Here is a 26,213-nt window from a genome sequence, read left to right on the forward strand (position 1 = left end):
TGTTTCGATGACCGTGACGGGTCAAAAGCAGACAGCATGCGTGCGCAGACATGCCCCACGACCGGAATGGACCGGCCTCCTCTATATCGCTCCGGCGATGCTTTTGGTGATCGTGTTCTTTGTGCTGCCGGTCGGCTTCACCGCCTGGATGAGCCTTCACAACTGGCCGCTGATGGGTGCCTCGCGCTGGATTGGCTTCAACAACTACTTTCGCATGTTCAATGACGGCCGCTTCGTCGCGGCGCTGAACTTCACAGCCTACTATACGGTCATCGTGACGATCCTCATCTTCGCGGTCGCCTTTCCGCTTGCTCTTTTCGTCGAGCGGCAGCGGGCATTTGTCAGTACCTACCGCACCATCATCTTCCTGCCCGTCGTGGTCGGTCTGGCGTCGGCGTCGCTGCTTTGGGTGTGGCTTGCCAATGTCGACAGCGGCTTCATCAGTCCCGCCTTGAAAGCGCTCGGACTTGTCGAGAAGAGCCCCAATCTGCTCGCCACGTTCGACAGTGCATTCCTGACCATCTGCGTCATGGTCGTGTGGAAGATAGCCGGCTTTACAATGATCATCCTGCTGACGGGCCTGCAGGCGATCCCCACCGATCTGACGGAGGCCGCCGTCGTCGACGGGGCAAGCTGGTGGCAGCGTTTCCGCTTTCTGACATTGCCGCTGATGCGCAGGACGATCGCGCTCGCACTGATCATTTCCGTGACGGGGTCGATCCTCGCCTTCGATCAGTTTTACATCATGACCTCAGGCGGACCGCAAAACCGTATGATCTCTGTCGTCTACTACATCTTCAACCAGTCTTTCGTGTCCTTCAATCTCGGATACGGCGCGGCGCTGTCGATTGCGCTTCTTGCCATTCTCGTGGTCATCAGCGTCGTGCAGCTCTGGCTGCTGCGTGTCGGAGAGGAGCGCCCATGAGCCTCGTCACCGGTCGCAGGAGAAGCCGTGAAATCCGCGGTCAGGTCGCCTATCACGGCACCGGCATAGCCGTTGCCATTTTCTTTCTCGCTCCGTTTGTCATTACGCTGCTCGCCTCGTTCCGGCATGGCACGGAGGCGCGCCTGCCACCGCTGCCGCCATGGCCGACGAACGGCATCAGCGTCGATTCCTATCGCTCGCTCGACAGTTTCGGTGCCGGCATCTGGCAGCACACCCTCAATTCACTCATCGTGTCGCTTGCGACGGTCGTGCTGACGGTCGTGATCAGCCTGCTCGCCGGCTATGGTTTCTCGCGCTATCGCTTCCCGCTGAAGAATGTCTTCTTCATCCTGATCATCGCGACGCTGATGATCCCATTCCAATCGATCCTCACGCCGCTCTTCATCATCCTCGCCAAGCTCGGGCTCAACAACTCGCTCTTCGGTCTGACGCTGGTCTACGTGACGCTGCAGTTGCCGTTCTCGGTCTTCATGATGCGCAATGCCTTCGACGCCGTGCCGAAGGAGATCGAGGAGGCGGCTCGCATCGACGGCGCCCATGATCTGAAGATGCTGGTTTTGGTACTGCTGCCGCTCGTGCTGCCGGGCGTGGCCACGGTGGCGATCTTTGCGTTCCTCAATGCCTGGAACGAATTCCTGGCCGCGCTCGTGCTGCTTTCGAGCAACGAGAAATACACGCTGCCTGTCCTGATGATGGCGGTTCGCGCTGGCCGTCTCGGGGCGATCAACTGGGGCGCCGTGCAGGCGGGTGTCGCTGTCATGACGATCCCCTGCCTCATCGTCTTCCTGCTTCTGCAACGCTACTACATGCGCGGGCTTATGGCCGGCGCGGTGAAATGACTTCCCAAGAGAGATGGATCACGCCATGAACAAGTTGAAAAGAGACCGCCAGTTTCGTCCGCTGCCCGTGCCTGATGTCGATGTGCATGGGCTATTCGGCGAGCGCCAGGACGCGATCTGTGATTCCACTGCCGAAACGCTGCTCGACCGTTGCGTCCAGGCAGGGATGCTAGGTGCGATCGATGTCGACCAGCCGAGTCCCGGAATCGTGATCCCGATCGGCCCATGGGGTGGTTCTACGCAGATGTTCTGGGACAGCGATTTCGGTAAGTCGATCGAGACGGTTGCCTACTCGCTCTATCGCCGCGCCAATCCCGCTCTGGAAGCCCGCGTCGACGCCATCATCGACATGTATGAGAAGCTGCAGGACAAGGACGGTTATCTGAACGCATGGTTCCAGCGGGTTCAGCCCGATCGCCGCTGGACCAACCTGCGCGATCATCACGAACTCTATTGCGCCGGCCATCTGATTGAGGGCGCCGTTGCCTATTATCAGGCCACCGGCAAGCGCAAGCTGCTCGACATCATGTGCCGCTTTGCCGATTACATGATTTCCGTCTTCGGCCACGGACCTGGCAAGATCCCTGGTTATTGCGGTCACGAGGAGGTCGAACTGGCGCTGGTCAAGCTCGCCCGCGTGACGGGCGAGAAGAGGTATTTGGACCTCGCCAAGTTCTTCATCGATGAGCGTGGCACCGAGCCCAATTTCTTCACCGAAGAAGCGATCCGCGATGGTCGCAACGCCGCCGACTTCCACCAGAAGACATATGAATACGGCCAGGCGCACGAGCCGGTTCGCGAGCAGAAGAAGGTCGTCGGTCATGCCGTGCGCGCAATGTATCTCTATTCCGGCATGGCCGACATCGCGACGGAGTACAATGACGACAGCCTGACCGGGGCGCTCGAGACGCTCTGGGACGACCTGACGACCAAGCAGATGTACGTCACCGGCGGCATCGGGCCGGCAGCCGCGAACGAGGGCTTCACCGACTACTACGATCTGCCGAACGAAAGCGCCTACGCCGAAACCTGCGCTTCAGTCGGTTTGGTATTCTGGGCGAACCGCATGCTCGGACGTGGCCCGAACCGGCGCTATGCCGATATCATGGAGCAGGCGCTCTACAATGGCGCCATGGCCGGCCTGTCGCTCGACGGCAAGACGTTCTTCTACGAGAACCCGCTGGAAAGTGCCGGCAAGCACCATCGCTGGACCTGGCACCATTGCCCTTGCTGCCCGCCGAACATTGCCCGCCTGCTCGCCTCGATCGGCTCTTACATGTATGGGGTGGCGGAAGACGAGATCGCCGTTCACCTCTACGGCGAGGGAAGCGCGCGGTTCGAAATTGCCGGCACCAACGTCGAGCTGGCGCAGAAGACCCGCTACCCCTGGCACGGCGCCGTTCACTTCGACGTCAAGACGAGCAAGCCGGCGCATTTCGCAGTTTCGCTGCGCATCCCGGAATGGGCAAAGGGCGCGAGACTGGCCGTCAACGGCGAAACGATCGATCTCGGTTCAGTCGAAGTCGATGGCTACGCCCGCATCGAACGCGAATGGCGCGATGGCGACAAGATCGATCTGAACATCCCGCTGGAAGCGCGCGCCCTCTGGGCAAACCCGCTGGTGCGGCAGGATGCCGGACGCGCTGCACTGTTGCGTGGCCCGCTCGTCTATTGCGTGGAGGCGACCGACAATGGCGCGGGCCTGAACGGCATCCGGCTTGGCGAGGACATCGCGGCGAAGACCGCGGAAATCCCCGAGCTCGGCGGTGCGGTTGCGCTCGACATTCCAGTCACGAAGGATGAGTCGGATTGGGGCGCGACGCTCTATCGGACCAAGCCGCCGGTGGCCGAGAAGGCGACGGTTCGCTTCGTGCCGTACCATCTGTGGGACAATCGCGCGCCAGGCGAAATGCTTGTCTGGATCCGTTCCGCGACGTAGCGCCGGCCATGTCGTATTCGTTCACAATGGTCGTCGCCCGTGCTACCTAGCGGCGGCGACTTCCTTGAAGGACGGCCGTGCCTCGGCTTGGATCATGCGCACCCAATTGCGACCGATGGCAAGGCCGCTCGCATCAGATTCGCTCGCATGGCCGGCGGCAAGCGCCACGTATCGTTCATGCCAGCCGGGCTCCATCTGCTCGATCGATGCGGCAAATTCGGCTTTCCAGCTATCGATCACCGATGCGCTGGCCTCGAAGTGGAACTGCGTGCCATAGGCTGCGCGTGCAACGCGAAACGCCTGGTTCTGCGTCAGGCTGCTGAGCGCAAGGCGCTTGGCGCCCTTCGGCAGCGTGAAGGTGTCGCTGTGCCACTGGAACGTCGTGAAATCATCCGCGAGGCCGGAGAGCAACGGGTCCGCCCGGCCATCCCTGGACTTGCTGACCGCGTGCCAGCCGAACTCCAATCCGGCATTCAAATGGTTTTCCGCGCCGTAGGCACGCGCCAGGATCTGCGCGCCGAGGCAGATGCCGAGCACCGCCTTGTCTGCCTCGGCAAAGCCGCGCATCAGCTGCGCAAGCGCCGGCAGGTACGGATAGGTCTCATCATCGATCGCGTTCTGCTCGCCGCCGAGCACCACCAGCGCGTCATGATCGGCAATACTGGTGGATAATCTGCCGTCGATCCACGGGTGGAAGCGCTCGACCTCTGCTTTGGCCTCCGCCAGTGCCACGCCCAGCGAGCCGAGCGGCGTGCTTTTCATGTTCTCGATGACGGCGACCCGCATCAGCATCTCCAATACGATCTTCGACACGGAGAGGAACACCAAGCGCTGCGCGATTGCAATATGGATTGCGCCACGCAACGGCAGTTCGTAAACCGGCATGACGAAAGGAAACCTGACATGAGCGACAAGAAAGCCCGCGTGACGATCCTCTACTGCACCCAATGCAACTGGCTGCTGCGTGCCGGCTGGATGGCGCAGGAGCTTCTGCAGACCTTCGCTGACGGTCTCGGCGAAGTGGCGCTCATTCCCGGGACGGGCGGTAATTTCGAAATCCGTGTCGATGGCGACCTGATCTGGGAGCGCAAGCGCGACGGCGGCTTTCCAGGTCCAAAGGAACTGAAGCAACGCGTCCGCGATATCATCGAGCCCGGCCGCGACCTCGGCCACGTCGATCGCGCCTCGCTGGAAAGCTGAGCCTAGATCAGGATGATTTTAGGCCATCGGCCTAGAATCTGAATCCTCCCTCTAGTCGTACGGCGAATTGCAGGTTTTGTAGATGCCCTCAAACGTCACGAACCGGTCGGTCTTAGGATTGTAACTCCGATACTGATTTCGGCACCAATCCACATGGAACTGTCGTCCCTGTGCCTTCGGTTGCACCGTGCGCACGGGCGGTGGATCGTAGTAGAGCGGTGCGGGTCCCCGTGCGGCCGGTCGATAGTAAGTTGGGCCTGTGGCGGTCGGCGGTCGGTAGTTTGGCTGCACATAGGATGGGCGGAACGACTGCACCGGCCCGAAGGTAAAGCAGCCGCGCGCATCGCACATGGTCGACCCCACACGGACGATGTCCGATTCGCGGGCGGGGGCTGAAAATACGCCGAGCGGCATCGCAACCGCCGCGTAGGGCAACAGGGAGAAAAGCGCGATCAGGCAGAGATTGTGAAGACCTGGCATCGGACGATCCTTTCTTGCTGCGTATATAGTGCGCCTTGCGCCGATCACTATCGCCGCCTCCTCAGATTGTGCCGTCGTCAGCATACACCGGCATCAAAGACTTTTTTGCTGCCTGTCAGGAAAACTTCAAAAACCCTGTTGACAGCAAGAGGCCACCCCCGTACATGGCTCTCCGTCGCCCAGATGGCGGAATTGGTAGACGCGCCAGCTTCAGGTGCTGGTACCCGAAAGGGTGTGGAGGTTCGAGTCCTCTTCTGGGCACCATTCCCTAATAAATGCAAAGTGAAAGCCGATACCAACGGCTTCCTATTTCTTCCTGGATCTACATTGCTAGCGTAGGCATCGACGCCCGATCAGGCTGCCGATTGTAGTAACAGCTGCGATCGCGATTCACGAAAGCGGGCTGTCGCCCCGAGGCGATGGGCCGGTCGCCGCCGCGGTCCTGTCAGCGCGATCATTGCCGCGTCCGAGGGTGGATATCGACTACCCGATCGCGCGCCATTTTGGCCGAGCAGCCAATAACCTCAGCGGACCGGCTGATAGTGTCCCCGTAGCGGCACCTGCGTGCCGGTGCTCTCCACGCCGTCACGATCGCAGACGTAGACAAGGGTCGGCAGCCCGCCAGTCCGGAAGATCTTGTCGTATCCGCGGCGAAGTGGCCGCGTCTCCGTCCGGCAGTTATACTGTTCCTCGTCCTTCGGATCCGGCTGCGCCTTGACCCCCGGCAGGTTTGCGTAGGGATAGACCGAGTGGGCCTGGGTTTCGCCAGCACGCCGCCAGTCCGCCGCGAAGCTCGCTCCCGGCGCTAGGCTTGCGCCGGCTGCCGTGGCTATCAACAACACCTTTGCGAACCGCATCTCGTCGCCTCGCCAGATTTCTGGACTTCATCTTCTCCCACGGATGTAGGCGCGGCGGCGATCCACATCAAGCAATCGGATCGCTCTGTCGGCCATCATCTCGAAAGCGTGACTTCGCCGAGGCGATTTCCCTGCCGTGTGTTGTACGGCGGGGATACGCGTCTTGACGACGCAAGCGGAACGGAGTTTTGCGCGCTCTGCCGTAAGTTGGTCGCGACGGGGAGACGCGAGAGCCTGCAAGCTTCTGACGGTTTCTCCTGCAGATAGTTGCACGAATGAAGGCACGGTGTTCTATCCGTGACTTTCGCTATGATCTAAGCAGGCCGGCCAGCAGGCGCCGCAACAAGGACGGACACATGACGAGCTATGTATTGACGGTGACGTGCAAGTCGACGCGGGGGATCGTGGCAGCGATCGCGAACTATCTGGCGGATCAGGGCTGCAACATCGTCGATTCGTCGCAGTTCGACGACCTCGATACCGGCAGGTTCTTCACCCGTGTCAGCTTCATTTCCGAAGAAGGTGTGGGCCTTGCGGCGCTGAAAGAAGGCTTCAAGCCGGTCGCCGAGAAATTCGAGATGGATGCTGAAATCCATGATGGCGCCAGCCGCATGAAGGTGCTTCTGATGGTGTCCCGCTTCGGCCACTGTTTGAATGACCTGCTCTACCGCTGGAAGATCGGTGCGCTGTCGATCGATATCGTCGGCGTGGTTTCCAATCACTTCGACTATCAGAAGGTCGTCGTGAATCATGATATCCCGTTCCACCACATCAAGGTGACGAAGGAAAACAAGCCGCAGGCCGAGGCACAGCTCCTCGATCTCGTGGATCAGACCGGCACCGAGTTGATCGTGCTCGCCCGCTACATGCAGGTTCTTTCCGACGCCATGTGCCGCAAAATGTCGGGCAAGATCATCAACATCCATCACTCCTTCCTGCCGAGCTTCAAGGGTGCCAACCCTTACAAGCAGGCCTATGAGCGGGGCGTGAAGCTCATTGGCGCCACGGCCCATTATGTGACGGCGGATCTCGATGAAGGTCCGATCATCGAGCAGGATACTGCCCGCATCACCCACGCTCAGAGCGCTGACGACTATGTCTCTATCGGCCGCGACGTCGAGAGCCAGGTGCTGGCGCGTGCCATCCATGCCCATATCCATCGCCGCGTTTTCCTGAACGGCAACCGCACCATCGTATTCCCCGCAAGCCCGGGCAGCTATGCTTCCGAGCGCATGGGCTGACAGCTGCGGCGGCTTTGCCGTTGAGCGACTGCGATCCCCTCGCTTGCCGGTGGCAAGGATTCGATTATCTGCTTAGTCTGCAGAATCGAATCATGCCGCGGGGGATGCCATGACTGACGAGACGCTTGCCTATCGCGCGACGTTGCCACGCCCGGACGTGACCGCCGCAGAAGCTGGCGACATTCTTCAGTCGCGATATGGCTTGTCGGGAACGATCGCCGAGCTCGGCAGCCAGCAGGATCGCAACTATCGCCTGGATACCGGCGAACGGCGCTACGTGCTCAAGATATGCCACGTGACCTATGAGACGTTGGAACTCGAGGCACAGAACGCAGCGATCCACCACATCGGCACGAAAGAGAATGCGCCGCGCGTTCCGCGGGTTATCCCATCGACGGACGGGCAGGACATCGTGGCCGTCACCGTGCGCGACCAGACCTTTCAGGTTCGGCTGCTGGAGTATCTCGAAGGCGAGGGGCTGACGCATCGCAAGCACTTGCCGAAGGAGTCGGTTTCCGCGCTTGGGGGTCTCTGCGCCCGCCTGGCGCAGTCGCTGGCCGATTTCACGCATCCTGGCCTCGATCGCAGCCTGCAATGGGACCTGCGCCGCGCAGGCCCGGTCGCCGTTCAGCTGCTGTCGGCGATCACCGACAGCGCCGCACGCGATCGCATCGCCAAGACGATGGTGGCCGCGGTGCGGCGAATCCAGCCTTTGGCGCCGTCTTTGCGCTTGCAGGCCGTGCATCATGACGTGACGGGTGACAACGTCGTCAGTCATCGCGACAGCCGCGCTCGTCTGGTTCCCGACGGTGTCATCGATTTCGGCGATATCATCCGCGGCTGGCTGGTCGGGGATCTCGCGGTGACCTGCGCCTCGCTGCTGCATCAGGCGGATGGCGACCCGCTCTACATTCTTCCGGCGGTGAAGGCCTATCACGAAGTCTATCCGCTCACGCAGGAGGAACTGCGCGCTCTTTGGCCCCTGGTGGTTGCGCGCGCCGTCATCCTTGTCGCCAGCAGCGAGCAGCAGATCTCGATCGACCCCGAGAACGACTATGTTCGCGGCAATCTCGAGCTCGAGCGCCGCATATTCGACACGGCGGTCTCTGTTCCGTTCGAACTCATGGAGATCGCTGTCCTGAAGGCGGTGGGCATGGAAACGGCCACGCTTTCGACGCAGGACTGGCGTCCGCTGTTTCCCGACATCGACCCGGCGACGATTTCCTTTGTCGATCTCGGTGTCCAGAGCCCGCATTTCGCCGCCGGCAACTGGTCGCAGGCCGACATGGATTGGCGGTTACTTGCCCGCGCGGCGGCCGAGACCGGCACTGCGGCGACACGCTACGGCGAATACAGATTGTCGCGCTCCAAGCTTCATAGCGCCACGCCGTCCGCGACCTTTGCACTGCATTCCGACATTTGCCTTGCCGGTGGCAGCACGGTTGCCGCCCCGTTTGCCGGAAGGGTCAGTTGGAAGAACCACCATTTCATTCTGGCAGGCGAGGGCGTCAACCTTCATCTGGATGGAATTGAGCCCTCGCTTGAGGATGAGGCGGAGGTCGAGACAGGGCAGCCGCTCGGGACGATCTCCGGTGAAAGCGGATCTCTCGGCGGGCTGCGGGTGCAGCTCTCCACCTTGCAGGGCGCGGAGCCGCCGCTCTTTTGCGGTCCGCAGCAGGCAGTGGCCTGGTCGGAACTATGCCCGTCGCCGGCAGCCCTTCTCGGCGCTGGCGTCGATGCGCCGAAGCCGGCGTCCGCGCAATTGTTCGCACTCAGAGAGGCTCATCTCGCACGGCCGCAGAAGAACTATTACGAGACGCCGCCGCAGATGGAGCGCGGTTGGAAAGAGCATATGTTCGATGTCGAGGGGCGCGCCTATCTCGACATGCTCAACAACGTCACCATTCTTGGTCATGGTCATCCGCGCCTGGCCGAGGCGATCAGCGAGCAGTGGCTGAGGCTGAATACCAATTCACGCTTTCATTATGCCGCCATTGCCGAATTTTCAGAGCGCCTGGCCTCACTTGCTCCAGAGGGACTGGACGCAGTCTTTCTCGTCAACAGCGGATCGGAGGCCAACGACCTCGCCCTTCGGCTTGCCTGGACCCACACGGGCGCCAAGCCTATGGTCAGCCTTCTTGAGGCCTATCACGGTTGGTCGGTTGCAAGTGATGCAGTCTCCACGTCGATCGCCGACAATCCGCAGGCTCTGACGACGCGGCCCGACTGGGTGCATGCCGTTCCCTCGCCGAATACATATCGGGGTGCCTTCCGTGGTTCGGAATCAACGACCGGCTACCTGGAAGCGGTGGTTGAGGTCCTTGAAGCCATCGACGCAAAGGGCGAGGGACTGGCCGGCTTCATTGCCGAGCCGGTCTATGGAAATGCCGGCGGCATTTCGCTTCCGGACGGTTACCTTGCGGCGGTTTACGGACAGATCCGGGCCCGTGGCGGCGTCTGCATCGCCGACGAAGTGCAGGTGGGCTACGGACGGCTTGGGCACCATTTCTGGGGCTTCGAGCAGCAGGGTGCCGTCCCCGACATCATCACCCTCGCGAAGGGTATGGGAGACGGGCATCCGCTCGGCGCTGTGATCACGACCAGGGCCATTGCCGGTTCGCTGGAAAAGGAAGGTTATTTCTTTTCGTCCACCGGCGGCAGCCCGGTCAGTTGTGTGGCCGGTATGACGGTGCTCGATATCATGGCCGATGAAAGGCTGCAGGAGAACGCGCGCGATGTCGGCGATCACCTCAAGGGTCGTCTGGTGGCGCTGATCGAGCGCCATGAGATCGTCGGCGCCGTGCATGGCATGGGGCTTTATCTCGGCCTCGAACTGGTCCTCGACAGAACGACGCTGGAGCCGGCGACGGAGGAGACGGCGGCAATCTGCAGCCGCCTCCTCGATCTCGGCGTCCTAGTGCAGCCGACCGGCGATCACCTCAATGTGTTGAAGATCAAGCCGCCGCTCTGTCTGACAGTCGACAGTGCCGATTTCTTCGTCGACATGCTGGAAAAGGTGCTCTCGGAGGGGTGGTAGGCCGTTTGTGGCAGCGTTAACCATTTCGGTCATTTCGCGGCTTTGCATTTTTAATCAAATGCCCCATTGCCGGAATCAGCGGCACTTCCTATGTCTGCTCCGTGATCGAAAGAGAGCTTCGGACCGTCACGCGAATTGCACAAAGACTTGATAGGGTTCTTGCAGTCAATTCGAATATGATGGAATGAAATTTTCCGAATGGTCGATTTTTTGACACGTTTCGGAATATGTTTCTGATTGACTGCGACGTATAGTCTACCAATGAGGTAGATTAATAGCGCCGTCATCGCCGGCTCTGGAAAGCCAGAGCCTCAAGCAAGCGCAACGCCAGAGAAAGGAACGAGACATGACGAAAATCGATACTCTCGCCGATTTCCTTGGGCGATCCGTGCTTGGCAATGACCGTCCGGGCGCCCTCTCCCGCCCGAACTGTCGAATGTGACCTTCGTCCACCTTTAACGGAATCAGACAAGTCAATTCGCCATCGCCAGCGCATACCGCGCGGCAGGAGTTCTACGCATGAAAAAAGAAGTAATCGAGTACGCAGGCGTTCCCGTCGGGATCGTCATCCCGGATGAGAACCGGTTGAAGTTCATCGCAGTGAAATTTCACGTCCACGATCTGGACGAGCAGCATTTCAGCTCGCCGGCGGAAGTGAAGCTCGCGATCCATGATCTGATGACCCGTCGTCACCCGAAGCCCATTCATGCCTGAGGGCATGAAGCACGGCCTAACCAGCCTTGACAGATTTCAGACCGGTCTTGCCAAAGGTGAGGCCGGTCTTGTCTTTTGATCGCCGTTGCGGTCCTATCGCGCGCTCTTGCTCAAACCAGGATGGTGCGGTTGCTGAATCTGATCACCGACATTGAAGGCGTCTCAGTCGGAAACGCGACGGATCTGAAGCTCGGCTCAGGTGTAACCGTCATCGTCTTCGACGAACCGGCCACGGCGTCTGGGGTCGTGCTGGGCGGTGCGCCCGGTGGCCGCGACACAGCGCTTCTCGATCCGTCGATGACGGTCGGCGCGGTTGACGCGTTTGTGCTCTCCGGCGGGTCGGCCTTCGGTCTTGACGCTGCGGGCGGCGTCCAGGCAGGTCTGCGGAACATCGGCCGAGGCTTTCCTGTCGGCGATGTGAAGGTGCCGATCGTTCCCCAGGCAATCCTGATGGACCTGCTGAATGGCGGCGACAAAGACTGGGGTCTGCAGTCGCCCTATCGCGAAATGGGCTATCAAGCTTTCAAGGCGGCGGAGAAAGGGCAATTCGCGCTCGGCACCGTTGGTGCGGGCGCGGGTGCAACGACCGCGACCTTCAAAGGGGGGCTCGGTTCGGCAAGCGCCGAAACCAGCACCGGCCTGAAGATCGCGGCGATCGTCGCCGTCAATGCGCTTGGCTCGGCAACGGTGGGCGAGGGGCCGCATTTCTGGTCCGCGCCTTTCGAGCAGAACGGAGAGTTCGGCGGCCTCGGCTTGCCCTCGCCAATCTCGCAAGCCGACACGCACATGCGGCTGAAAGGCATGAGCACCACGGCGACGACGATTGGCGCCATCGTCACCGATGCCGAATTGACCAAGCAGGAGGCGCACCGCCTTGCGATAATGGCCCATGACGGCTTCGCCCGTGGTCTGCTGCCGGCTCATCTGCCCCTTGATGGCGACACTGTTTTTGCCGCCTCGACGGGCAGGAAGCCGCGGCAGGATCTGCCTGCCTTTCTGGAGCTGTGCCATCTTGCCACAATGGTGATGGCACGCGCCATCGCGCGCGGTGTCTACGAGGCCACTGCACTTCCGGTCGTCGGCGCGCAGCCGGCCTGGCGAGATCGCTACCCTGATCGCGCAAGATCGCTTAAACAGGGCGATATTGCCTGAAGCGGCGGAGACCACGAAATGCAGATCCGGGCCCTGATGTATTTCGACGAGCTGGTGCGCACCAACTCCATGCGCCAGGCCGCGGAGAATCTGAACGTTGCGCCGACGGCGATCAGCCGGCAGATCGAGAACCTGGAATATCACTTCGGTGCGCCGCTTGTGGAGCGCAGCGCCCGCGGCGTCAAACTGACGGCGGCGGGTGAGTTGCTTGCGGCGCGTGCGGGTCGGACACTGCGCGAACTCGATCACGTCGGCCAGCTGATCGAGGATCTGAAGGGGCTGCAGCGCGGCCGGGTCAGCATCTATGCCAACGGCGCCACCGTCGCCAATCTGCTCGCTCCGGCGCTGGCGGAGTTCAGCTTGAAGTATCCAAAACTGCGCTTCGAAGTCGCGATAACAAGTGCACGCCAGGCGATTGAAGCGGTGAACGGCGCTGAAGCCGATATCGCGGTAACGCTGTTTGCGCCGCCGCTCTCCGGCACGAAGGTACGGTTGCGCTCAGAAATCGCCTATGACCTGATCGTCGCGCCAACGCATCCTGGTGCGGATCGGGCCGAGATCCCGCTGAAGGATATCGCCGAGTATTCGCTGGCGCTTCCCGATCAGTCCTTCAGCTTCCGGCAGGCCTTCGATGCACGCATTGAGAAGGAGGGGTTGAATGTCGAGCCTGTGTTCGTCACGAGCTCGCTCGAAATGCTCAAGGAACTGGTTTTGAGCGGCGCCGCAGTTACCTTGCTGCCGGCACTGACCGTCCGCCGTGAAATCGAGGCGGGCCAACTCCGCGCCATTCCGCTGGCGGGAAAAAACGCGATACGCACCTATGTCGATCTCTGCGTCGCTCCTGATCGCCAGCTTTCCTTTGCGGCCACAAAGCTCGTCGATTTCATTGAACGGTTCATGCGCGAGCGCGCGGAGGGAAGACCGCGAGCAAAAGATTAGTCCCTGGGCTTGCTCGGACCACAGCTTCGAGTGTAGCACTTTCGGCTACGCCGAGAACACATAATCGTCATTGTGTGTGCACTCCGGGAATGACACTTTAGCTCGCAAAGGTCGAAGCTACGGCAGCGGCCAGACAGGGGAACATAATGATGAAGGTTTCGCTCGCGCCGTCGGCGCGGCTGGTTCAGCGACTTTCGCTCGGGGCGGCCGTTTCTGTCGGTCTTGTTTTGCTGGGGCTCACCCCGGCGCAAGCGGCCAAAACCACATTGACCCTCGGCATGACCGTGGAACCGACCGGTTTGGATCCGACGATCGCGGCCCCTGTCGCGATCGGGCAGGTGACCTGGCAGAATATCTTCGAAGGCCTTGTCGCGATTGATGAGGCCGGCAAGGTCCAGCCGCAACTTGCCAAGAGCTGGGAAGTCTCCCCTGATGGTCTCGTCTATACCTTCAAGCTACAAACTGGCGTCAAATTTCACGACGGCGAGGTTTTCGATTCTGCTGCGGCGAAGTTCGCGCTGGATCGTGCCCGCGGTTCCGACTCGGTAAACCCGCAGAAGCGTTTCTTCACCTCGATCGCTTCCATCGAGACGCCGGACCCGGAAACGCTCGTGCTGCGCCTCACCGCACCGACAGGCAGTCTCCTCTATTGGCTTGGCTGGCCTGCCTCGGTCATGGTGGCGCCGAATTCCGCCGCCGACGACAAGACGAATCCCATCGGCACAGGTCCGTTCAAGTTTGTGAACTGGGCAAAGGGCGACAAGGTCGAACTCGAAAAGAACGTCGACTATTGGAACAAGGAGGTTGCGGTAAAGCTCGAGAAGGTGACGTTCCGCTTTGTTGCCGATCCGCAGGCCCAGGCCGCGGCGCTGAAGTCTGGCGATGTCGACGCCATTCCCGAGTTCGCGGCGCCCGAGCTGATGGGTTCGTTTGACGGCGATGCGAGGCTTGCCACCAGGATCGGCAATACCGAGCTCAAGGTCGTGGCCGGTATGAACAACGCCAAGAAGCCGTTCGACGACAAGCGCGTGCGACAGGCCCTGATGATGGCGATTGATCGGAAGACGGTCATCGACGGTGCCTGGTCAGGCCTCGGCACGCCGATCGGCAGCCACTACACGCCGAACGACCCCGGCTACGTCGATCTCACTGGCGTTCTGCCCTATGATCCTGAAAAGGCCAAGGCGCTGCTTGCCGAAGCCGGCTATCCCAATGGTTTCAGCTTCACGATCAAGTCGCCGCAAATGGCCTATGCGCCACGAAGCGCGCAGGTCATGCAGGCGATGCTGGCCGAAATCGGAGTGACGATGAACATCGTGCCGACCGAGTTTCCGGCCAAATGGGTGCAGGATGTCATGAAGGACCGCGCCTACGATATGACGATCGTCGCACATGCCGAACCGCTCGACATCGACATATACGCGCGCGATCCGTACTACTTCAATTACAAGAATCCGGCGTTCAACGACCTGATGAAGAAGGTGCAGGAGACCTCGGATCCCGCGGCGCAGGCCAAGATCTACGGGGAGGCCCAGAAGGTTCTGGCCGAGGATGTGCCGGCGCTCTATCTCTTCGTCATGCCCAAGCTCGGCGTCTGGGACAAGAAGCTGAAGGGTCTTTGGGATAACGAGCCGATTCCCTCGAACGTCCTCACGAACGTCTCCTGGGAAGACTGATTGCGGATGGATGACATGGCGGGGCGGCGAACAATACCGGACGTGAAATGATAGCGCTTCTGTCCCGTCGCCTCGCCGGTCTAATCGTCACGCTCACCGTCGTTTCACTGCTGATCTTTGCAGTGATGGATCTTCTGCCGGGTGATCCGGCCTCCATCATGCTCGGCACGTCGGCTTCACCGGAAACGCTCGCAACCCTCCGTCACGAGCTTGGACTCGATCAGCCGCTCCTTTGGCGCTATGGCGAGTGGCTGGTCGGCGTATTCCGCGGCAATCTCGGCCAATCCTATACCTATGGCGTGCCGGTTGCCGGCTTGATCCTTGAACGGTTGGCGGTCACGCTGCCTCTGGCGCTGTTGGCGATCGCCCTCTCCGTCGCAGTCGCCATCCCTCTGGGTGTCCTTGCAGCGTCTCATCGAGGCGGGCTGCCGGACGTTGTCGCTTCGATATTTTCGCAGATAGGCATCGCTGTCCCGGGCTTTTGGGTGGCGTTGCTGCTGATCATGCTGTTTTCAACGACGCTCGGCTGGATGCCGGCCGGAGGATTCCCGGGATGGAGTTCCGGCATCGGGTCGGCTCTCAAAGCGCTTATCATGCCCGCAGTGGGGCTTGCATTGCCACAGGCGGCCGTCTTGGCACGCGTCACGCGTTCTGCCGTTCTGGAGACCATGCATGAGGATTTCACGCGCACGGCGCTTGCCAAGGGACTGTCGAAGCAGCGAGTCCTATGGCGCCACTCGGTGCCGAATGCCCTCGTTCCTGTTTTGACGATCCTGGGGCTGCAGTTCACCTTCCTGGTTGCGGGAGCAGTTCTCGTTGAAAATGTCTTCAATCTTCCTGGCCTCGGGCGTCTTGCCTATCAGGCCCTGTCGCAGCGTGACATCGTCGTCATGCAGGATGTCGTGCTGTTCTTTGCCGCGCTCGTCATCGTCATGAACTTCATCGTCGATCTGTCCTACCTGGCGATCGATCCTCGCCTGCGAAAGGGCGTCTGACATGGCGCCGGTCGTATCCAATCAAGCGCTCATTCGGCGCCGCCAATTTGAAATTAGCCGGAGAATGAATCTGATCGTTGGCGGCAGTATCATCGCGCTGCTCATTGCCGTCGCTTTGTTGTCGCTGGTCTGGACGCCGCTGCCACCCGCGAAGATGCAGATCATTCACAAGCTACATCCGCCTCTTGCCTTCGGCATTCTCGGCACGGACCAGTTTGGGCGGGATGTCCTCTCTATGATGATGGTCGGTTGCTGGAACTCGCTTTCGATCGCCATCGCCGCCGTTGCGATCGGCGGCATGCTCGGTTCGATTGCCGGCATCTCGGCGGCTGCTCTACGGGGAACCTACGAAGCTCTGCTGATGCGCGCCTGCGATGTCATCTTTGCGCTGCCGCCGATCCTTTCGGCGATGATGCTGGGGGCCTTTCTCGGTCCGGGTCGGCTCACCGCCATCATTGCCATCGCAACCTTCATGATCCCCGTCTTTGCTCGCATCACGCTCGCCACAGCGCTTCAGGCCTGGAGCCGGGACTATGTGCTGGCGGCCCGCGCAATCGGGAACAGCCGCTTTACGATCTCAGTCCGTCATGTGCTGCCGAACATCATGAGCCAGATCATCGTCCAGGCGACGATCCAACTGGGGTTGGCGGTGTTGACAGAAGCAGGGCTCAGCTTCCTTGGCCTCGGCATTGCGCCGCCTGCGCCAACATGGGGTCGTATGCTTGCCGACGCGCAGACCTACCTTGCGCTTGCGCCGTGGCTGGCAATCCTGCCTGGCCTTGCCATCGCGCTCTGCGTCTTCGGCTTCAACATGCTCGGCGACGGCCTGCGTGACATGCTCGACCCGCGCGAAGCGAGCCGCGTTCGTCCTCGAAACCACACGCCTGGATGACAATGCCATGTCCGAAACCGATTTAACGATCCGCGAATTGAGGCAGCGCTTCGCCGATCGGAGCCTGTCCCCGCTTGAGTACTGGCTGGCGCTGGAGCGACACATCGAAGCGTGGGAGCCCGCCATTTGCGCCCTCTATGCCTATGATCCAGATGCAGCGCGCAAGCAGGCGCAAGCTTCGACCGACCGATGGATAAAAGGCACGACACTTGGCATGCTCGATGGTATCCCGGCGACGCTGAAGGAGCTTATTGCCACCAAGGGGCAGCCGGTGCCGCTCGGGACCAGAGCGATTGAGTTGCAGCCTGCGACCGAGGATGCCCCCGCCGCCGCAAGGCTGCGCGAGGACGGCTCAGTGCTCTTTGCGAAGACCACCTGCCCGGACTATGGGATGCTCTCCTCAGGCCTCTCGAGCTTCCACCCTCTGAGCCGAAATCCCTGGGACATGACGCAGAATCCTGGAGGCTCGAGTGCCGGCGCGTCTGCTGCCGCAGCTGCGGGTTACGGACCCCTGCACGTGGGTACCGATATCGGCGGCTCGGTGCGTCTGCCGGCAGGCTGGACAGGGATCTTTGGCTTCAAGCCGAGCCATGGCCGCATTCCGGTCGATCCGTTCTATGTCGGCCGCTGTGCGGGGCCGATGACGCGCACGGTCGAGGATGCTGCCTTTGCGATGGCGACACTTTCGCGCCCGGACTGGCGCGATGGCACCAGCCTGCCCCCGAACGATTTCGATTGGATGGATCTCGAGATCGACGTTCGCGGACTGAAGATAGGGCTTATGCTGGACGCCGGATGCGGTCTCGCGGTTGATGACGAGGTGCAGGCGGCGGTCGAGGCGGCGGGGCAGCGATTTGAAGATGCCGGCGCGATTGTCATTCCGGTTCAGCCTGTTCTGACGCGGGAGATGCTGGACGGCCTGGACACGTTTTGGCGTTCCCGCTTCTGGGGCGATATTGAGAATCTGAGCCGAGAGCGTCGAAACAGCATCCTGCCCTACATTTATACGTGGGCTGAGGGCGGCGCGTCGATTAGCGGCGCCGATGCCGTCAGGGGTTTCAATCAGACGATCGAGATGCGCAAGAGCTGCGGCAGGCTGTTCACGAAGGTCGACGCAGTGATTTCGCCGACCAACCCCATCGTCTCCTATCCCGCCGAATGGGCGTCCCCGACGAACGATCCGGCACGCCCCTTTGAACACATTTGCTTCACGGTGCCCTGGAACATGTCCGAGCAGCCCGCTTCATCGATCAATTGCGGCTTTTCGCGATCCGGAATGCCGATGGGATTGCAGATCGTTGGCCCGCGCTTTGACGATATGCTTGTCCTGAGGCTGTCGAAGGCTTTCGAGAGCTGGACTGGCGGGATCAGGTCATGGCCGAAGCCGCCAGTCAGGTGAGCGGGCGACGATAACCTGTCGGCTGCTCGTAAAGCCAGCCGATGCGCTTGATCGCGTCCTCGAAGTTTTCCCGCGCAACCGTCATCGTATGGCCGTTGGCGTGAATAATCGTTTCCGGATCTTCAAGGACGGCAACGTGCCCCCTCCAGAACACCAGGTCGCCGCGGAGCAGCTCGGACCGGCCGATCGGCTCCCCGAGGGTTGCCGCCTGCATGTCGGTGTCGCGCTGCGCGCTTCGTCCCGTCATCAGCATCGAAAGCTGGACGAGGCCTGAACAGTCGATGCCAAGTCCGGAACGACCGCCCCAGAGATAAGGGGTTTCAAGGAACCGGCTTGCCACCTCGACATAGTCGCCGCCTTCGCCCGCGCCGATCGGCTGCAGATGCTTGGCAAAAATCGCTGTGCCGTCTTCCAGCATCGCATAGCGGTTGCCGCGCGTTTCCGCCTCGCCGACAATCTGAACTCTGCTGCCCATGGACAGAATGGTCTTGTAGGGTTTGCGGAGTTCCGCCTCCAGATAGAGGAAGGTCCGCTGGACCGTGACGATATGTGTCGGCACAACGAGCGAGTTCGAAACGGCGGTCTCCGGCAGATAGCCGACATAGCCATCAGAGGCGGCTTTGACCCAGCACCAGCCGTTTGCGCGGTCGAACACCGTGACGTCCTCGCCCAAGAGCAGTTCGGTATCGATCCCCTTGGCAAGGTCAGGCTCGGGCCTGAGCCCGATGACCGGCACGGTTACCTGTGCCGGCGCACCGGCAACGAAGCGCAGGGCATCGACGCGACCCTCAAGCCCTGCTTCTGCAAGGTCCGCTCGGTAGGCATGCAGGCGGCGGTCAAGCATCGTCATTCTATCCCTTTCACGGTGTCAGGCGGCGACCCTGGTCACGCACGAGATCACCAAGCTTTTCCAGATAGAGCGCACCTCCCACGGTACGCTTTATCACGACGTTTCGCCGGTCTCGTTCGTCGCGCACGCGGTCAACCAGACCCATTTCGCCCATCGTATCCAGTGCCCGGGTGATGACAGGCTTGGTCACGTTGAGCGTCGCCGCCAGACCGCGCACGGTGTGTGGCGGCGGCACGAGATAGATATGCAGCAGGATCGCCATCTGGCGCAACGTCAAATCGCGATCGTCGAGCCTAACCTGATCGAGCGTCACACCATGCCACAGGCCCAATGCCTGCGAAGCCGTCAGTTCGATCGGCATGGGTCCTCCGGAAAACTCGTTACGTCTGCGTTCCATTTTCCGACAGTGCACCGTGCGACGCAATGGGCGACAGATTCTGCCGCCCGTCACGGTGAATAGAATTTTAATGATCAGCGTTCAACGCACGCTCTGCCGGATGTGATGGTAGAGCGCGCGAATTGCCTGCGCCTCGCCGCCGCCGGGGGAGTGAGGTCTTTCCGAAGGCGCCCAGCCGTAGATATCGAAATGCGCCCAGCTCGTGGTGTTGGAGACGAAGCGCTTGAGAAACAAGGCGGCCGTGATCGCGCCGGCCATGCCACCGGCGGGCGCATTGGTAATATCGGCGAACTTGGCGCGGATATCCTTTTCATAGCCGGCATAGAGCGGCAGTCGCCACAATGGGTCGTCCGTCTCAAGGCTTGCTTCGGTCAGGTCCTGAGCAAGTTCAACGTCATCGGTAAAGAAGGGCGGCAAATCGGGACCGAGGGCCACACGGGCAGCACCCGTCAGCGTCGCCATGTCGATCAGCAGGTCAGGCGCATCCTCATCCGCATAGGCAAGGGCATCAGCCAGGATCAAACGGCCTTCGGCGTCGGTATTGTCGATCTGCACCGTCAGCCCCTTGCGGCTCCGGTAGATGTCGCCTGGACGGAAGGCATTGGCTGAGATCGAGTTTTCGACGACAGGAATGATTACCCTGAGATCGACCTTGAGCTTGGCGTCCATGATCATCAACGCGAGGCCCATGACGTTTGCCGCGCCGCCCATGTCCTTCTTCATCAGCAGCATCGAAGATGCCGGCTTGATGTCAAGGCCGCCGGTGTCGAAGCAGACGCCCTTGCCGACCAGCGTGATCTTGCGGTGGCCCTTCTTGCCCCAACGCAACTCGAGCAGGCGTGGTGCATCGGCGCTTGCGCGACCGACGGTGTGGACGAGCGGGAAGTTCTGCCGGAGGTCGTCGCCGCTGACGACATTGATCTCGGCCTTGTAGTGGGCAGCCAGGCCACGGAAGGCGGCTTCCAGCTCGTTCGGCCCCATGTCGTTGGTGGGCGTATTGATCAGGTCGCGTGCCAGGAAGACGCCCGCCAGTTGCCGCTTGATATCCGCTCCGTCGGCATCGCGCGGGATCATCAGCGTCGGAGCCGAAGACTTCTCCGACTTGTACCGGTCGAAGCGATAGCTGCCGAGGCCGAAGCCTAGAGAGAGGCGGTTTGCCGTCAGCGGCGCTGTTTCGATATGCCAGTCGCCGGCCGGCAGCGTGCGGGCAAGCTTGCCGGTGATGTAGGGTTGTTCGGACGGATTGATGCCGAGCCCGAACAGTGCGCCGCCGAGATGACCTTCCTCAGTTGGAATGAGCAGCAACGAGCCACTCTCGGCCTTGTAGCCCGCCTTCTTGGCCCAATCGAGTGCGATCGGGTCGATCGTGCCGGTTTCTATGTGGGCCGGGGTGACGGCAAAGATCGGCAGGGTCGAGCCGCCCTTGCTGTTGAACGGGGTCGGTCTCTCGATGAACTGATAGGGTGCCATGTTTATCCTTCGGGGCGTCCGGGAATCACGTCTTAACGGTCTGTTAGGGTTAACAGACTATTGCTGGAGTGAAGATTGCGTCAAAACCTTTCCCTGTTCCGCTTTGAGGTCAGACGCCAATTCGGATCTCAGGGACGCACGATGCCTGCTTCGGCCAATAGTTTTCTCAAAACCCGTGTTTTTCAGGGCGTTGCGACCGCGCTCGTCATGCTGGCACTTGCCGGCTGCACGACGACCAAGGATCGGATGACGACGGGATCCGTGCCGACACTCACCAAGCCGGTCGAAACGATGAATGACGCCGAGCTGCGCAGCTCAACCGAGCGTGTAGGGCAGGCGTACGAAAAGAACCCACGCGATGCCATCAATGGCGTCAACTATGCGAATCTCCTTCGGATGCAGGGCCGCGATGCGCAGGCGCTCGCCGTCATGCAGCAGGTTGCAATTGCCAACCCGACCGATCGAAACGTCCTGGCGGCCTACGGAAAGGCGCAGGCGGCGGCCGGTCAATTGCAGCAGGCGCTCGATACGATCGGCCGCGCCCAGACCCCTGACCGTCCGGACTGGAAGCTCACATCGGCGGAAGGCGCGATCCTCGATCAGCTCGGGCGCTCTGCCGAGGCGCGCCAACGCTACCGCGAAGCGCTCGATATCCAGCCGGGCGAGGCATCGATCCTGTCCAATCTCGGCATGTCCTATGTGCTGACCGGCGACCTCAGGACGGCCGAGACCTATTTGCGCCAGGCCGCAGGGCAGCCCACGGCTGACAGTCGAGTCCGCCAGAATCTCGCACTCGTCGTCGGCCTTCAGGGCCGGTTCCCCGAGGCAGAAAAGATTGCGCGCGGAGAGCTTTCGCAGCAGCAGGCCGATGCCAACGTCGCCTATCTTCGCTCGATGCTGTCGCAACAGAATTCCTGGCAAAAGCTCGCGGCCAAGGATAGCGGCAGTAGCGCTTCCACCAGCACAAACTGATCTTAGCGGCCGGCCAGTCCCGAGGTGACGAGCTGCACGCCGAGGCCGGCCATGACCGTCCCAGCCAGGCGATCGATCCAGGTCTTCGCAGCGAGGTATAGCCGCCTCGGATGTTTTGCCGAGAATGCGAGCGCCACGACTGTGTACCAACCAGCTTCAACCGCAAAGACGCCAATCGGCAGCGCGAAAATAAGCCCAAGCGGAACCGTCTTCGGCAGCAAGGCTGCAAAAATACTTGCGTAGACGACAATCGCTTTTGGGTTGCTAACCTGTGTCAGGAGAGCCGTGGTAAAGCTTCGGGCGAGTGCCCGATGATCGCTTCCTGCATCACCGACGTGGATCGGCTCGCGTGCGCCACGCCAAATTCTGAAGGCGATGTAAACGAGATAGGCTCCGCCAGCCACCTTCAGAGCCAGATAGAGCCATTCGAATTGCGAGAGCAGCGCCGTCAGCCCCGCCAGCGCCAACACGCTGAAGGCAACGCCCCCAATGCCCATCCCGAGCGCCGCCGCAAGCCCGTCCAGACGTGAACGCGACATCGCAATGCGTGAAACGAGGACGAAGCTCGGACCGGGACTCATCGCCCCGATCGACAGGGCCGCAATGATACTCAGGAAGATGCTTGTGGACGACATCGTCGGGCCCCTGCTTGGTCACGGAGATGCCGGCCAACCTATGCCCGATGCGTTGCGATGGCCAGCCCTACGGAAATGGAAGCCTAGAAGCGATCGGCCACCTGAATGCCGGCTGGTCCGAGAATGACCGCGACAAGAACCGGCAGGAAGAACAGGATCATTGGCACCGTGAGCTTCGGCGGCAGGGCAGCAGCCTTTTTCTCGGCCTCGTTCATGCGTTCGTCACGGCCTTCCTGCGCGAGGACGCGCAGCGCCTGCGAAACCGGCGTGCCGTAGCGATCCGCCTGGATCAGGGCCTGGGTGACGGACTGCACCAATGGGATCTGCGTGCGCAGGCCGAGGTTTTCCAGCGCAACGCGCCGATCGGGAAGGAAGGAAAGCTCGGCCGTCGTCAGAATCATTTCTTCCGCCAGCGGCGGGGAAGCCTCGCCGAGCTCTTCCGAGACACGACGCATGGCTGCTTCGATCGAAATGCCCGACTCGACGCAGATCAGCATCAGGTCGAGCGCGTCCGGCCAAGCGCGCTTGATCGAATGCTGGCGCTTCGACATCCGATTGGAGATGAAAATGTTCGGTGCATAAAAGCCCGCATAGGCGATCCCCAGCGTCAGCAGGAAGCGCATCATCGTTGGCTTGTCGGCCAGATTGTTGAGACCGAAGACCCAGAAAACCGCAAAGCCGAAGAATAGGAACGGCAGCAGGAAACGCGCGACGAGGAACATATTCAGCGCATTTTCCGAGCGAAAGCCGGCGGCGCGCAGTTTGTTCATGGTGTTTTCGTCGACCAGCGCCTCGCGAAGGTTGAACTTCTCCACGATCTGACGGACCGACCGGTTGTTCTGAGTGCGAAGCGAGCCCTTTCCGGCGGAATCGGCGTTCATGCGTGCGCGTTCGCGGGCGCGAATCTGTTCGCGCTCCGTCGATACAGCCTTCATGCGCTTGTTAAGATCGCCGCGCTCGAAGAACGGAACGGCGATCGTGTACAGACTGGCAAACACCGCGATCGCGACGAGCACCGCGATCAGCATGGAGGGGTCTGTCAGTTTGGTCGCGAGATCAGATGACATCGCCCGTCTCCATCAGATGTCGAAATTGACCATGTTGCGCATGACGAAAATGCCGATCGACATCCAGACCGCCGAAACGCCCATGATCAAATGGCCGCGGGGGTCGGTAAACAGGATCAGCATGTATTCGGGCGATGTCAGATAGACGAGTGTCGCAACGATGAACGGCAGCGCACCGATGATGACGGCCGATGCTTTCGCTTCCATCGACAACGCCTTGACCTTCGCCTTCATTTTCTTTCGATCGCGCAGGACCTTTGCCAGATTACCGATGGCTTCCGAAAGGTTGCCGCCGGCCTGCGATTGAATCGCGATGACGATGGCAAAGAAGCTGACTTCCTGCAGCGGCATGTGATTCACCATGCGCGCGCAGGCGTCCGGCACGCTGAGGCCGACCTGCTGCGATTCGACGACGCGGCGAAACTCGCTCTTCACGGGATCCTTGCCCTCGTTGGCGATGAGCCGGATGGCATCGTTCAATGGCAAGCCGGATTTGATGGAGCGCACAATGACATCGAGCGCGTTGGGAAACTCGTCGAGAAACTTGTTCTGGCGCCGCTTAATCAGGAAACCGAGCACCCAGCGCGGCATTCCAAGTCCGGCGATGATGGGCAGACCGAGCACGACCATAAGCGGTGCATCTGCCAGGAAGGCGACGAACATCAGGATGAAGCCGAAGATGGCGCTGAACGTGTAGAAGCGCCCCGGCGTGATCTTAAGACCGGCCTGTGTCAGCCGCGATTTCAAGGACAGCTTCTTCCTGGTATTTTCCTGCTGCCGCTTCTCGAGGTCCTTCAGATTATCCTGCACCGATTTGCGGCGCTTCGACATTTCCTGGACGCGGTCGCGGGCCGCCTTCATGTTGGCTTTGTCTGCCTCCGCCGAAGCGACGCGGCTGACGCGGCTTGCCGATTTTTTTTCGGTCTCCATCCGCGTGAAGAGAAGGCCATAGCAGACGGCGCCGGCCGCAACGGCGGCAAGCACGACAATGGCCAACACAACAGGATCGAACCCGAACATCTCACTAATCCTTGGACTTGGCTTCCATTTCGTCGAGCGCGGCAGCAAGGCGCTTTTCTTCGTTGAAGTAGCGGGCGCGGTCCCAGAAATGCGGCTTGCCAATCCCGGTCGACTTGTGCCGGCCGACGAGCTTGCCGGATGCGTCCTCGCCCTCGATCTCATAGCGCATGAGATCCTGGGTGATGATCACGTCGCCTTCCATCCCGATCACCTCGGTGATCTGCGTGATACGGCGGGAGCCGTCACGCAGACGGGCCGCCTGGATGATCACGTCGACCGAGCCGGAAATGATTTCGCGCACCGTCTTGGCCGGCAATGTGAAGCCGCCCATTGCGATCATCGACTCGATACGGCTGAGGCATTCGCGCGGCGAGTTCGAGTGGATCGTGCCCATGGAACCGTCGTGGCCGGTATTCATTGCCTGCAACAGGTCAAAGACCTCCGGTCCGCGGACTTCACCGACGATGATACGTTCCGGACGCATACGCAGGCAGTTCTTGACGAGATCGCGCATCGTGATCTCGCCTTCGCCTTCGATGTTCGGCGGGCGGGTTTCAAGGCGCACCACATGTGGCTGCTGCAGCTGCAGTTCGGCAGTGTCTTCGCAGGTAATGACGCGCTCATCCGCATCGATGTAGCGGGTGAGGCAATTGAGCAGCGTCGTCTTGCCAGAGCCGGTACCGCCTGAGATGACGACGTTGCAGCGAACGCGGCCGATGATCTGGAGCAGCGTCGCACCTTCCGGCGTGATGGCGCCAAAACGGACAAGCTGCTCGAGGGTGAGCTTGTCCTTCTTGAACTTACGAATCGTCAGTGCAGGTCCGTCGATGGCGAGTGGTGGTGCAATGACGTTGACACGGGAACCATCGGGCAGGCGCGCGTCGCAGATCGGGCTCGATTCATCGACGCGGCGCCCGACCTGGCTGACGATGCGCTGGCAGATCGAAAGCAGCTGCGAGTTATCGCGGAAGCGAATCTCGGATTCGATCGTCTTGCCGCCGACTTCGATGAAGGTCTGGCCGGCGCCGTTGACCATGATATCGGCGATGTCGTCTCGTGCGAGCAGCGGTTCGAGCGGGCCGTAACCAAGAACGTCGTTGCAGATGTCTTCGAGCAGTTCTTCCTGCTCGGAGATCGACATCGCGAAGTTCTTGATCGTGATGATGTCGTTGACGATGTCGCGGATTTCTTCGCGCGCGCTTTCACCGTCGAGCTTGGCAAGCTGCGAAAGGTCGATCGTATCGATGAGCGCGGAAAAGACCTGCGCTTTGGTATCGTAGTATTCGTCGGTACGGGCAGGGCGCTTGCGCTGCGGCATCTGCATCGGCGGCGGCGAAACCTGCTGGCGCGAAGGTTCGCGCTGCGGTTCGACCAGAACCGCAGGTGCCGACGGGGAGGATTGTTGCGCCGACGGGGGCGGTGCGATCGTGCCACCCGCCTTGCCAAATCCTTCGTTTCCGCGTTTTCCGAACATGCCTTATTCCAATTCACTCTTG

Annotated in this window: 24 protein-coding genes and 1 tRNA gene; 15 read left to right on the forward strand and 10 right to left on the reverse strand. The window is 61.0% G+C overall.

Going from position 1 to position 26,213, the window contains the following annotated elements; translation table 11 throughout:
- The first annotated feature begins 7 nt into the window (after positions 1-7).
- From ACSQ9D_RS19710 to ACSQ9D_RS19720, 3 genes are read left to right on the forward strand one after another with little or no spacing between them, the layout of a single operon-like run.
- A complete protein-coding gene (locus tag ACSQ9D_RS19710; RefSeq protein ID WP_436283557.1) occupies positions 8-925 on the forward strand; it encodes a carbohydrate ABC transporter permease in 918 nt (305 codons plus the stop codon).
- Positions 922-1,785, forward strand: a complete 864-nt coding sequence (locus ACSQ9D_RS19715) for a carbohydrate ABC transporter permease (protein WP_037115175.1) — start codon at positions 922-924, stop codon at positions 1,783-1,785. The genes ACSQ9D_RS19710 and ACSQ9D_RS19715 overlap by 4 nt, the downstream gene beginning before the upstream one ends.
- 25 nt (positions 1,786-1,810) lie before the next feature.
- A complete protein-coding gene (locus ACSQ9D_RS19720) occupies positions 1,811-3,724 on the forward strand; it encodes a glycoside hydrolase family 127 protein (RefSeq protein WP_436283558.1) in 1,914 nt (637 codons plus the stop codon).
- Between the two features lie 42 nt (positions 3,725-3,766).
- Here ACSQ9D_RS19720 and ACSQ9D_RS19725 read toward each other — a convergent pair whose 3' ends face one another.
- A complete protein-coding gene (locus ACSQ9D_RS19725) occupies positions 3,767-4,510 on the reverse strand; it encodes a type 1 glutamine amidotransferase (protein WP_436283882.1) in 744 nt (247 codons plus the stop codon).
- A gap of 117 nt (positions 4,511-4,627) precedes the next feature.
- Between ACSQ9D_RS19725 and ACSQ9D_RS19730 the strand changes: the two genes are divergently transcribed.
- Positions 4,628-4,924 carry a SelT/SelW/SelH family protein gene (locus tag ACSQ9D_RS19730; protein ID WP_436283559.1) on the forward strand — a complete coding sequence of 99 codons (297 nt, stop codon included), beginning with the start codon at positions 4,628-4,630 and terminating at the stop codon, positions 4,922-4,924.
- Positions 4,925-4,975: 51 nt separating this feature from the next.
- On the opposite strand, the gene ACSQ9D_RS19735 is transcribed toward ACSQ9D_RS19730, so the two are convergent.
- Positions 4,976-5,404, reverse strand: a complete 429-nt coding sequence (locus tag ACSQ9D_RS19735; protein ID WP_436283560.1) for a BA14K family protein — start codon at positions 5,402-5,404, stop codon at positions 4,976-4,978.
- Positions 5,405-5,581: 177 nt separating this feature from the next.
- Between ACSQ9D_RS19735 and ACSQ9D_RS19740 the strand changes: the two genes are divergently transcribed.
- A tRNA-Leu gene (locus ACSQ9D_RS19740) sits at positions 5,582-5,668 on the forward strand.
- A gap of 260 nt (positions 5,669-5,928) precedes the next feature.
- On the opposite strand, the gene ACSQ9D_RS19745 is transcribed toward ACSQ9D_RS19740, so the two are convergent.
- Positions 5,929-6,261 carry a hypothetical protein gene (locus ACSQ9D_RS19745; protein ID WP_436283561.1) on the reverse strand — a complete coding sequence of 111 codons (333 nt, stop codon included), beginning with the start codon at positions 6,259-6,261 and terminating at the stop codon, positions 5,929-5,931.
- A 356-nt stretch (positions 6,262-6,617) separates the two neighbouring features.
- Between ACSQ9D_RS19745 and purU the strand changes: the two genes are divergently transcribed.
- The 9 genes from purU (at position 6,618) to ACSQ9D_RS19790 (ending at position 18,306) form a co-directional block, all read left to right on the forward strand.
- Positions 6,618-7,502 carry a formyltetrahydrofolate deformylase gene (gene purU / locus ACSQ9D_RS19750; protein ID WP_436283562.1) on the forward strand — a complete coding sequence of 295 codons (885 nt, stop codon included), beginning with the start codon at positions 6,618-6,620 and terminating at the stop codon, positions 7,500-7,502.
- A gap of 109 nt (positions 7,503-7,611) precedes the next feature.
- Entirely contained in the window at positions 7,612-10,539 is a 2,928-nt protein-coding gene (locus tag ACSQ9D_RS19755; protein WP_436283563.1) for an aminotransferase, read from the forward strand.
- A 519-nt stretch (positions 10,540-11,058) separates the two neighbouring features.
- The gene (locus ACSQ9D_RS19760; protein ID WP_007529092.1) at positions 11,059-11,253 is read left to right on the forward strand and encodes a hypothetical protein; all 195 of its coding nucleotides are present in this window, start codon (positions 11,059-11,061) and stop codon (positions 11,251-11,253) included.
- Between the two features lie 120 nt (positions 11,254-11,373).
- Positions 11,374-12,405 carry a P1 family peptidase gene (locus tag ACSQ9D_RS19765; RefSeq protein WP_436283564.1) on the forward strand — a complete coding sequence of 344 codons (1,032 nt, stop codon included), beginning with the start codon at positions 11,374-11,376 and terminating at the stop codon, positions 12,403-12,405.
- A gap of 18 nt (positions 12,406-12,423) precedes the next feature.
- Positions 12,424-13,344: a LysR family transcriptional regulator gene (locus tag ACSQ9D_RS19770; RefSeq protein WP_436283565.1), complete on the forward strand. Its 921-nt coding sequence runs from the start codon at positions 12,424-12,426 to the stop codon at positions 13,342-13,344.
- Positions 13,345-13,490: 146 nt separating this feature from the next.
- The gene (locus ACSQ9D_RS19775) at positions 13,491-15,020 is read left to right on the forward strand and encodes an ABC transporter substrate-binding protein (RefSeq protein WP_436283566.1); all 1,530 of its coding nucleotides are present in this window, start codon (positions 13,491-13,493) and stop codon (positions 15,018-15,020) included.
- A gap of 47 nt (positions 15,021-15,067) precedes the next feature.
- A complete protein-coding gene (locus tag ACSQ9D_RS19780; protein ID WP_436283567.1) occupies positions 15,068-16,015 on the forward strand; it encodes an ABC transporter permease in 948 nt (315 codons plus the stop codon).
- A gap of 1 nt (position 16,016) precedes the next feature.
- The gene (locus ACSQ9D_RS19785) at positions 16,017-16,907 is read left to right on the forward strand and encodes an ABC transporter permease (protein ID WP_436283568.1); all 891 of its coding nucleotides are present in this window, start codon (positions 16,017-16,019) and stop codon (positions 16,905-16,907) included.
- Between the two features lie 7 nt (positions 16,908-16,914).
- Positions 16,915-18,306, forward strand: coding sequence for an amidase (locus ACSQ9D_RS19790; RefSeq protein WP_436283569.1), 1,392 nt, complete (start codon positions 16,915-16,917; stop codon positions 18,304-18,306).
- On the opposite strand, the gene ACSQ9D_RS19795 is transcribed toward ACSQ9D_RS19790, so the two are convergent.
- The 3 genes from ACSQ9D_RS19795 to ACSQ9D_RS19805 all read right to left on the reverse strand — a co-directional run bounded on the left by ACSQ9D_RS19795 (position 18,299) and on the right by ACSQ9D_RS19805 (position 21,023).
- On the reverse strand, positions 18,299-19,156 hold the full coding sequence (locus tag ACSQ9D_RS19795) for an NlpC/P60 family protein (RefSeq protein ID WP_436283570.1): 858 nt from the start codon (positions 19,154-19,156) through the stop codon (positions 18,299-18,301). The genes ACSQ9D_RS19790 and ACSQ9D_RS19795 overlap by 8 nt on opposite strands.
- Before the next feature lie 10 nt (positions 19,157-19,166).
- The gene (locus tag ACSQ9D_RS19800; RefSeq protein WP_024313401.1) at positions 19,167-19,517 is read right to left on the reverse strand and encodes a MarR family transcriptional regulator; all 351 of its coding nucleotides are present in this window, start codon (positions 19,515-19,517) and stop codon (positions 19,167-19,169) included.
- A gap of 117 nt (positions 19,518-19,634) precedes the next feature.
- A complete protein-coding gene (locus ACSQ9D_RS19805) occupies positions 19,635-21,023 on the reverse strand; it encodes a leucyl aminopeptidase family protein (RefSeq protein ID WP_436283571.1) in 1,389 nt (462 codons plus the stop codon).
- Between the two features lie 141 nt (positions 21,024-21,164).
- Here ACSQ9D_RS19805 and ACSQ9D_RS19810 point away from each other — a divergent pair, with 141 nt between their 5' ends.
- Positions 21,165-21,995 (forward strand): tetratricopeptide repeat protein, encoded by an 831-nt coding sequence (locus tag ACSQ9D_RS19810; RefSeq protein ID WP_436283572.1) that lies wholly within the window; start codon positions 21,165-21,167, stop codon positions 21,993-21,995.
- A gap of 2 nt (positions 21,996-21,997) precedes the next feature.
- Here ACSQ9D_RS19810 and ACSQ9D_RS19815 read toward each other — a convergent pair whose 3' ends face one another.
- From ACSQ9D_RS19815 to ACSQ9D_RS19830, 4 genes are all read right to left on the reverse strand, one after another.
- Positions 21,998-22,630 (reverse strand): LysE family translocator, encoded by a 633-nt coding sequence (locus tag ACSQ9D_RS19815; protein WP_436283573.1) that lies wholly within the window; start codon positions 22,628-22,630, stop codon positions 21,998-22,000.
- 83 nt (positions 22,631-22,713) lie between these two features.
- Positions 22,714-23,697 (reverse strand): type II secretion system F family protein, encoded by a 984-nt coding sequence (locus ACSQ9D_RS19820; protein WP_436283574.1) that lies wholly within the window; start codon positions 23,695-23,697, stop codon positions 22,714-22,716.
- Positions 23,698-23,709: 12 nt separating this feature from the next.
- On the reverse strand, positions 23,710-24,717 hold the full coding sequence (locus ACSQ9D_RS19825) for a type II secretion system F family protein (RefSeq protein WP_436283575.1): 1,008 nt from the start codon (positions 24,715-24,717) through the stop codon (positions 23,710-23,712).
- Between the two features lie 4 nt (positions 24,718-24,721).
- Complete coding sequence (locus ACSQ9D_RS19830) at positions 24,722-26,191, reverse strand: CpaF family protein (RefSeq protein WP_436283576.1); 1,470 nt, start codon at positions 26,189-26,191, stop codon at positions 24,722-24,724.
- Positions 26,192-26,213: the final 22 nt, after the last annotated feature.

Origin of the sequence: Rhizobium sp. LjRoot258, from assembly GCF_964254185.1 — a bacterium.
Lineage (GTDB): Bacteria > Pseudomonadota > Alphaproteobacteria > Rhizobiales > Rhizobiaceae > Rhizobium.

Coding starts and splice junctions, on each gene's coding strand:
- ACSQ9D_RS19710 (WP_436283557.1), top strand. CDS start 8: ATGACCGTGACGGGTCAAAAGCAGACAGCATGCGTGCGCAGACATGCC.
- ACSQ9D_RS19715 (WP_037115175.1), top strand. CDS start 922: ATGAGCCTCGTCACCGGTCGCAGGAGAAGCCGTGAAATCCGCGGTCAG.
- ACSQ9D_RS19720 (WP_436283558.1), top strand. CDS start 1,811: ATGAACAAGTTGAAAAGAGACCGCCAGTTTCGTCCGCTGCCCGTGCCT.
- ACSQ9D_RS19725 (WP_436283882.1), bottom strand. CDS start 4,510: ATGCGGGTCGCCGTCATCGAGAACATGAAAAGCACGCCGCTCGGCTCG.
- ACSQ9D_RS19730 (WP_436283559.1), top strand. CDS start 4,628: ATGAGCGACAAGAAAGCCCGCGTGACGATCCTCTACTGCACCCAATGC.
- ACSQ9D_RS19735 (WP_436283560.1), bottom strand. CDS start 5,404: ATGCCAGGTCTTCACAATCTCTGCCTGATCGCGCTTTTCTCCCTGTTG.
- ACSQ9D_RS19745 (WP_436283561.1), bottom strand. CDS start 6,261: ATGCGGTTCGCAAAGGTGTTGTTGATAGCCACGGCAGCCGGCGCAAGC.
- purU (WP_436283562.1), top strand. CDS start 6,618: ATGACGAGCTATGTATTGACGGTGACGTGCAAGTCGACGCGGGGGATC.
- ACSQ9D_RS19755 (WP_436283563.1), top strand. CDS start 7,612: ATGACTGACGAGACGCTTGCCTATCGCGCGACGTTGCCACGCCCGGAC.
- ACSQ9D_RS19760 (WP_007529092.1), top strand. CDS start 11,059: ATGAAAAAAGAAGTAATCGAGTACGCAGGCGTTCCCGTCGGGATCGTC.
- ACSQ9D_RS19765 (WP_436283564.1), top strand. CDS start 11,374: ATGGTGCGGTTGCTGAATCTGATCACCGACATTGAAGGCGTCTCAGTC.
- ACSQ9D_RS19770 (WP_436283565.1), top strand. CDS start 12,424: ATGCAGATCCGGGCCCTGATGTATTTCGACGAGCTGGTGCGCACCAAC.
- ACSQ9D_RS19775 (WP_436283566.1), top strand. CDS start 13,491: ATGATGAAGGTTTCGCTCGCGCCGTCGGCGCGGCTGGTTCAGCGACTT.
- ACSQ9D_RS19780 (WP_436283567.1), top strand. CDS start 15,068: ATGATAGCGCTTCTGTCCCGTCGCCTCGCCGGTCTAATCGTCACGCTC.
- ACSQ9D_RS19785 (WP_436283568.1), top strand. CDS start 16,017: ATGGCGCCGGTCGTATCCAATCAAGCGCTCATTCGGCGCCGCCAATTT.
- ACSQ9D_RS19790 (WP_436283569.1), top strand. CDS start 16,915: ATGTCCGAAACCGATTTAACGATCCGCGAATTGAGGCAGCGCTTCGCC.
- ACSQ9D_RS19795 (WP_436283570.1), bottom strand. CDS start 19,156: ATGACGATGCTTGACCGCCGCCTGCATGCCTACCGAGCGGACCTTGCA.
- ACSQ9D_RS19800 (WP_024313401.1), bottom strand. CDS start 19,517: ATGCCGATCGAACTGACGGCTTCGCAGGCATTGGGCCTGTGGCATGGT.
- ACSQ9D_RS19805 (WP_436283571.1), bottom strand. CDS start 21,023: ATGGCACCCTATCAGTTCATCGAGAGACCGACCCCGTTCAACAGCAAG.
- ACSQ9D_RS19810 (WP_436283572.1), top strand. CDS start 21,165: ATGCCTGCTTCGGCCAATAGTTTTCTCAAAACCCGTGTTTTTCAGGGC.
- ACSQ9D_RS19815 (WP_436283573.1), bottom strand. CDS start 22,630: ATGTCGTCCACAAGCATCTTCCTGAGTATCATTGCGGCCCTGTCGATC.
- ACSQ9D_RS19820 (WP_436283574.1), bottom strand. CDS start 23,697: ATGTCATCTGATCTCGCGACCAAACTGACAGACCCCTCCATGCTGATC.
- ACSQ9D_RS19825 (WP_436283575.1), bottom strand. CDS start 24,717: ATGTTCGGGTTCGATCCTGTTGTGTTGGCCATTGTCGTGCTTGCCGCC.
- ACSQ9D_RS19830 (WP_436283576.1), bottom strand. CDS start 26,191: ATGTTCGGAAAACGCGGAAACGAAGGATTTGGCAAGGCGGGTGGCACG.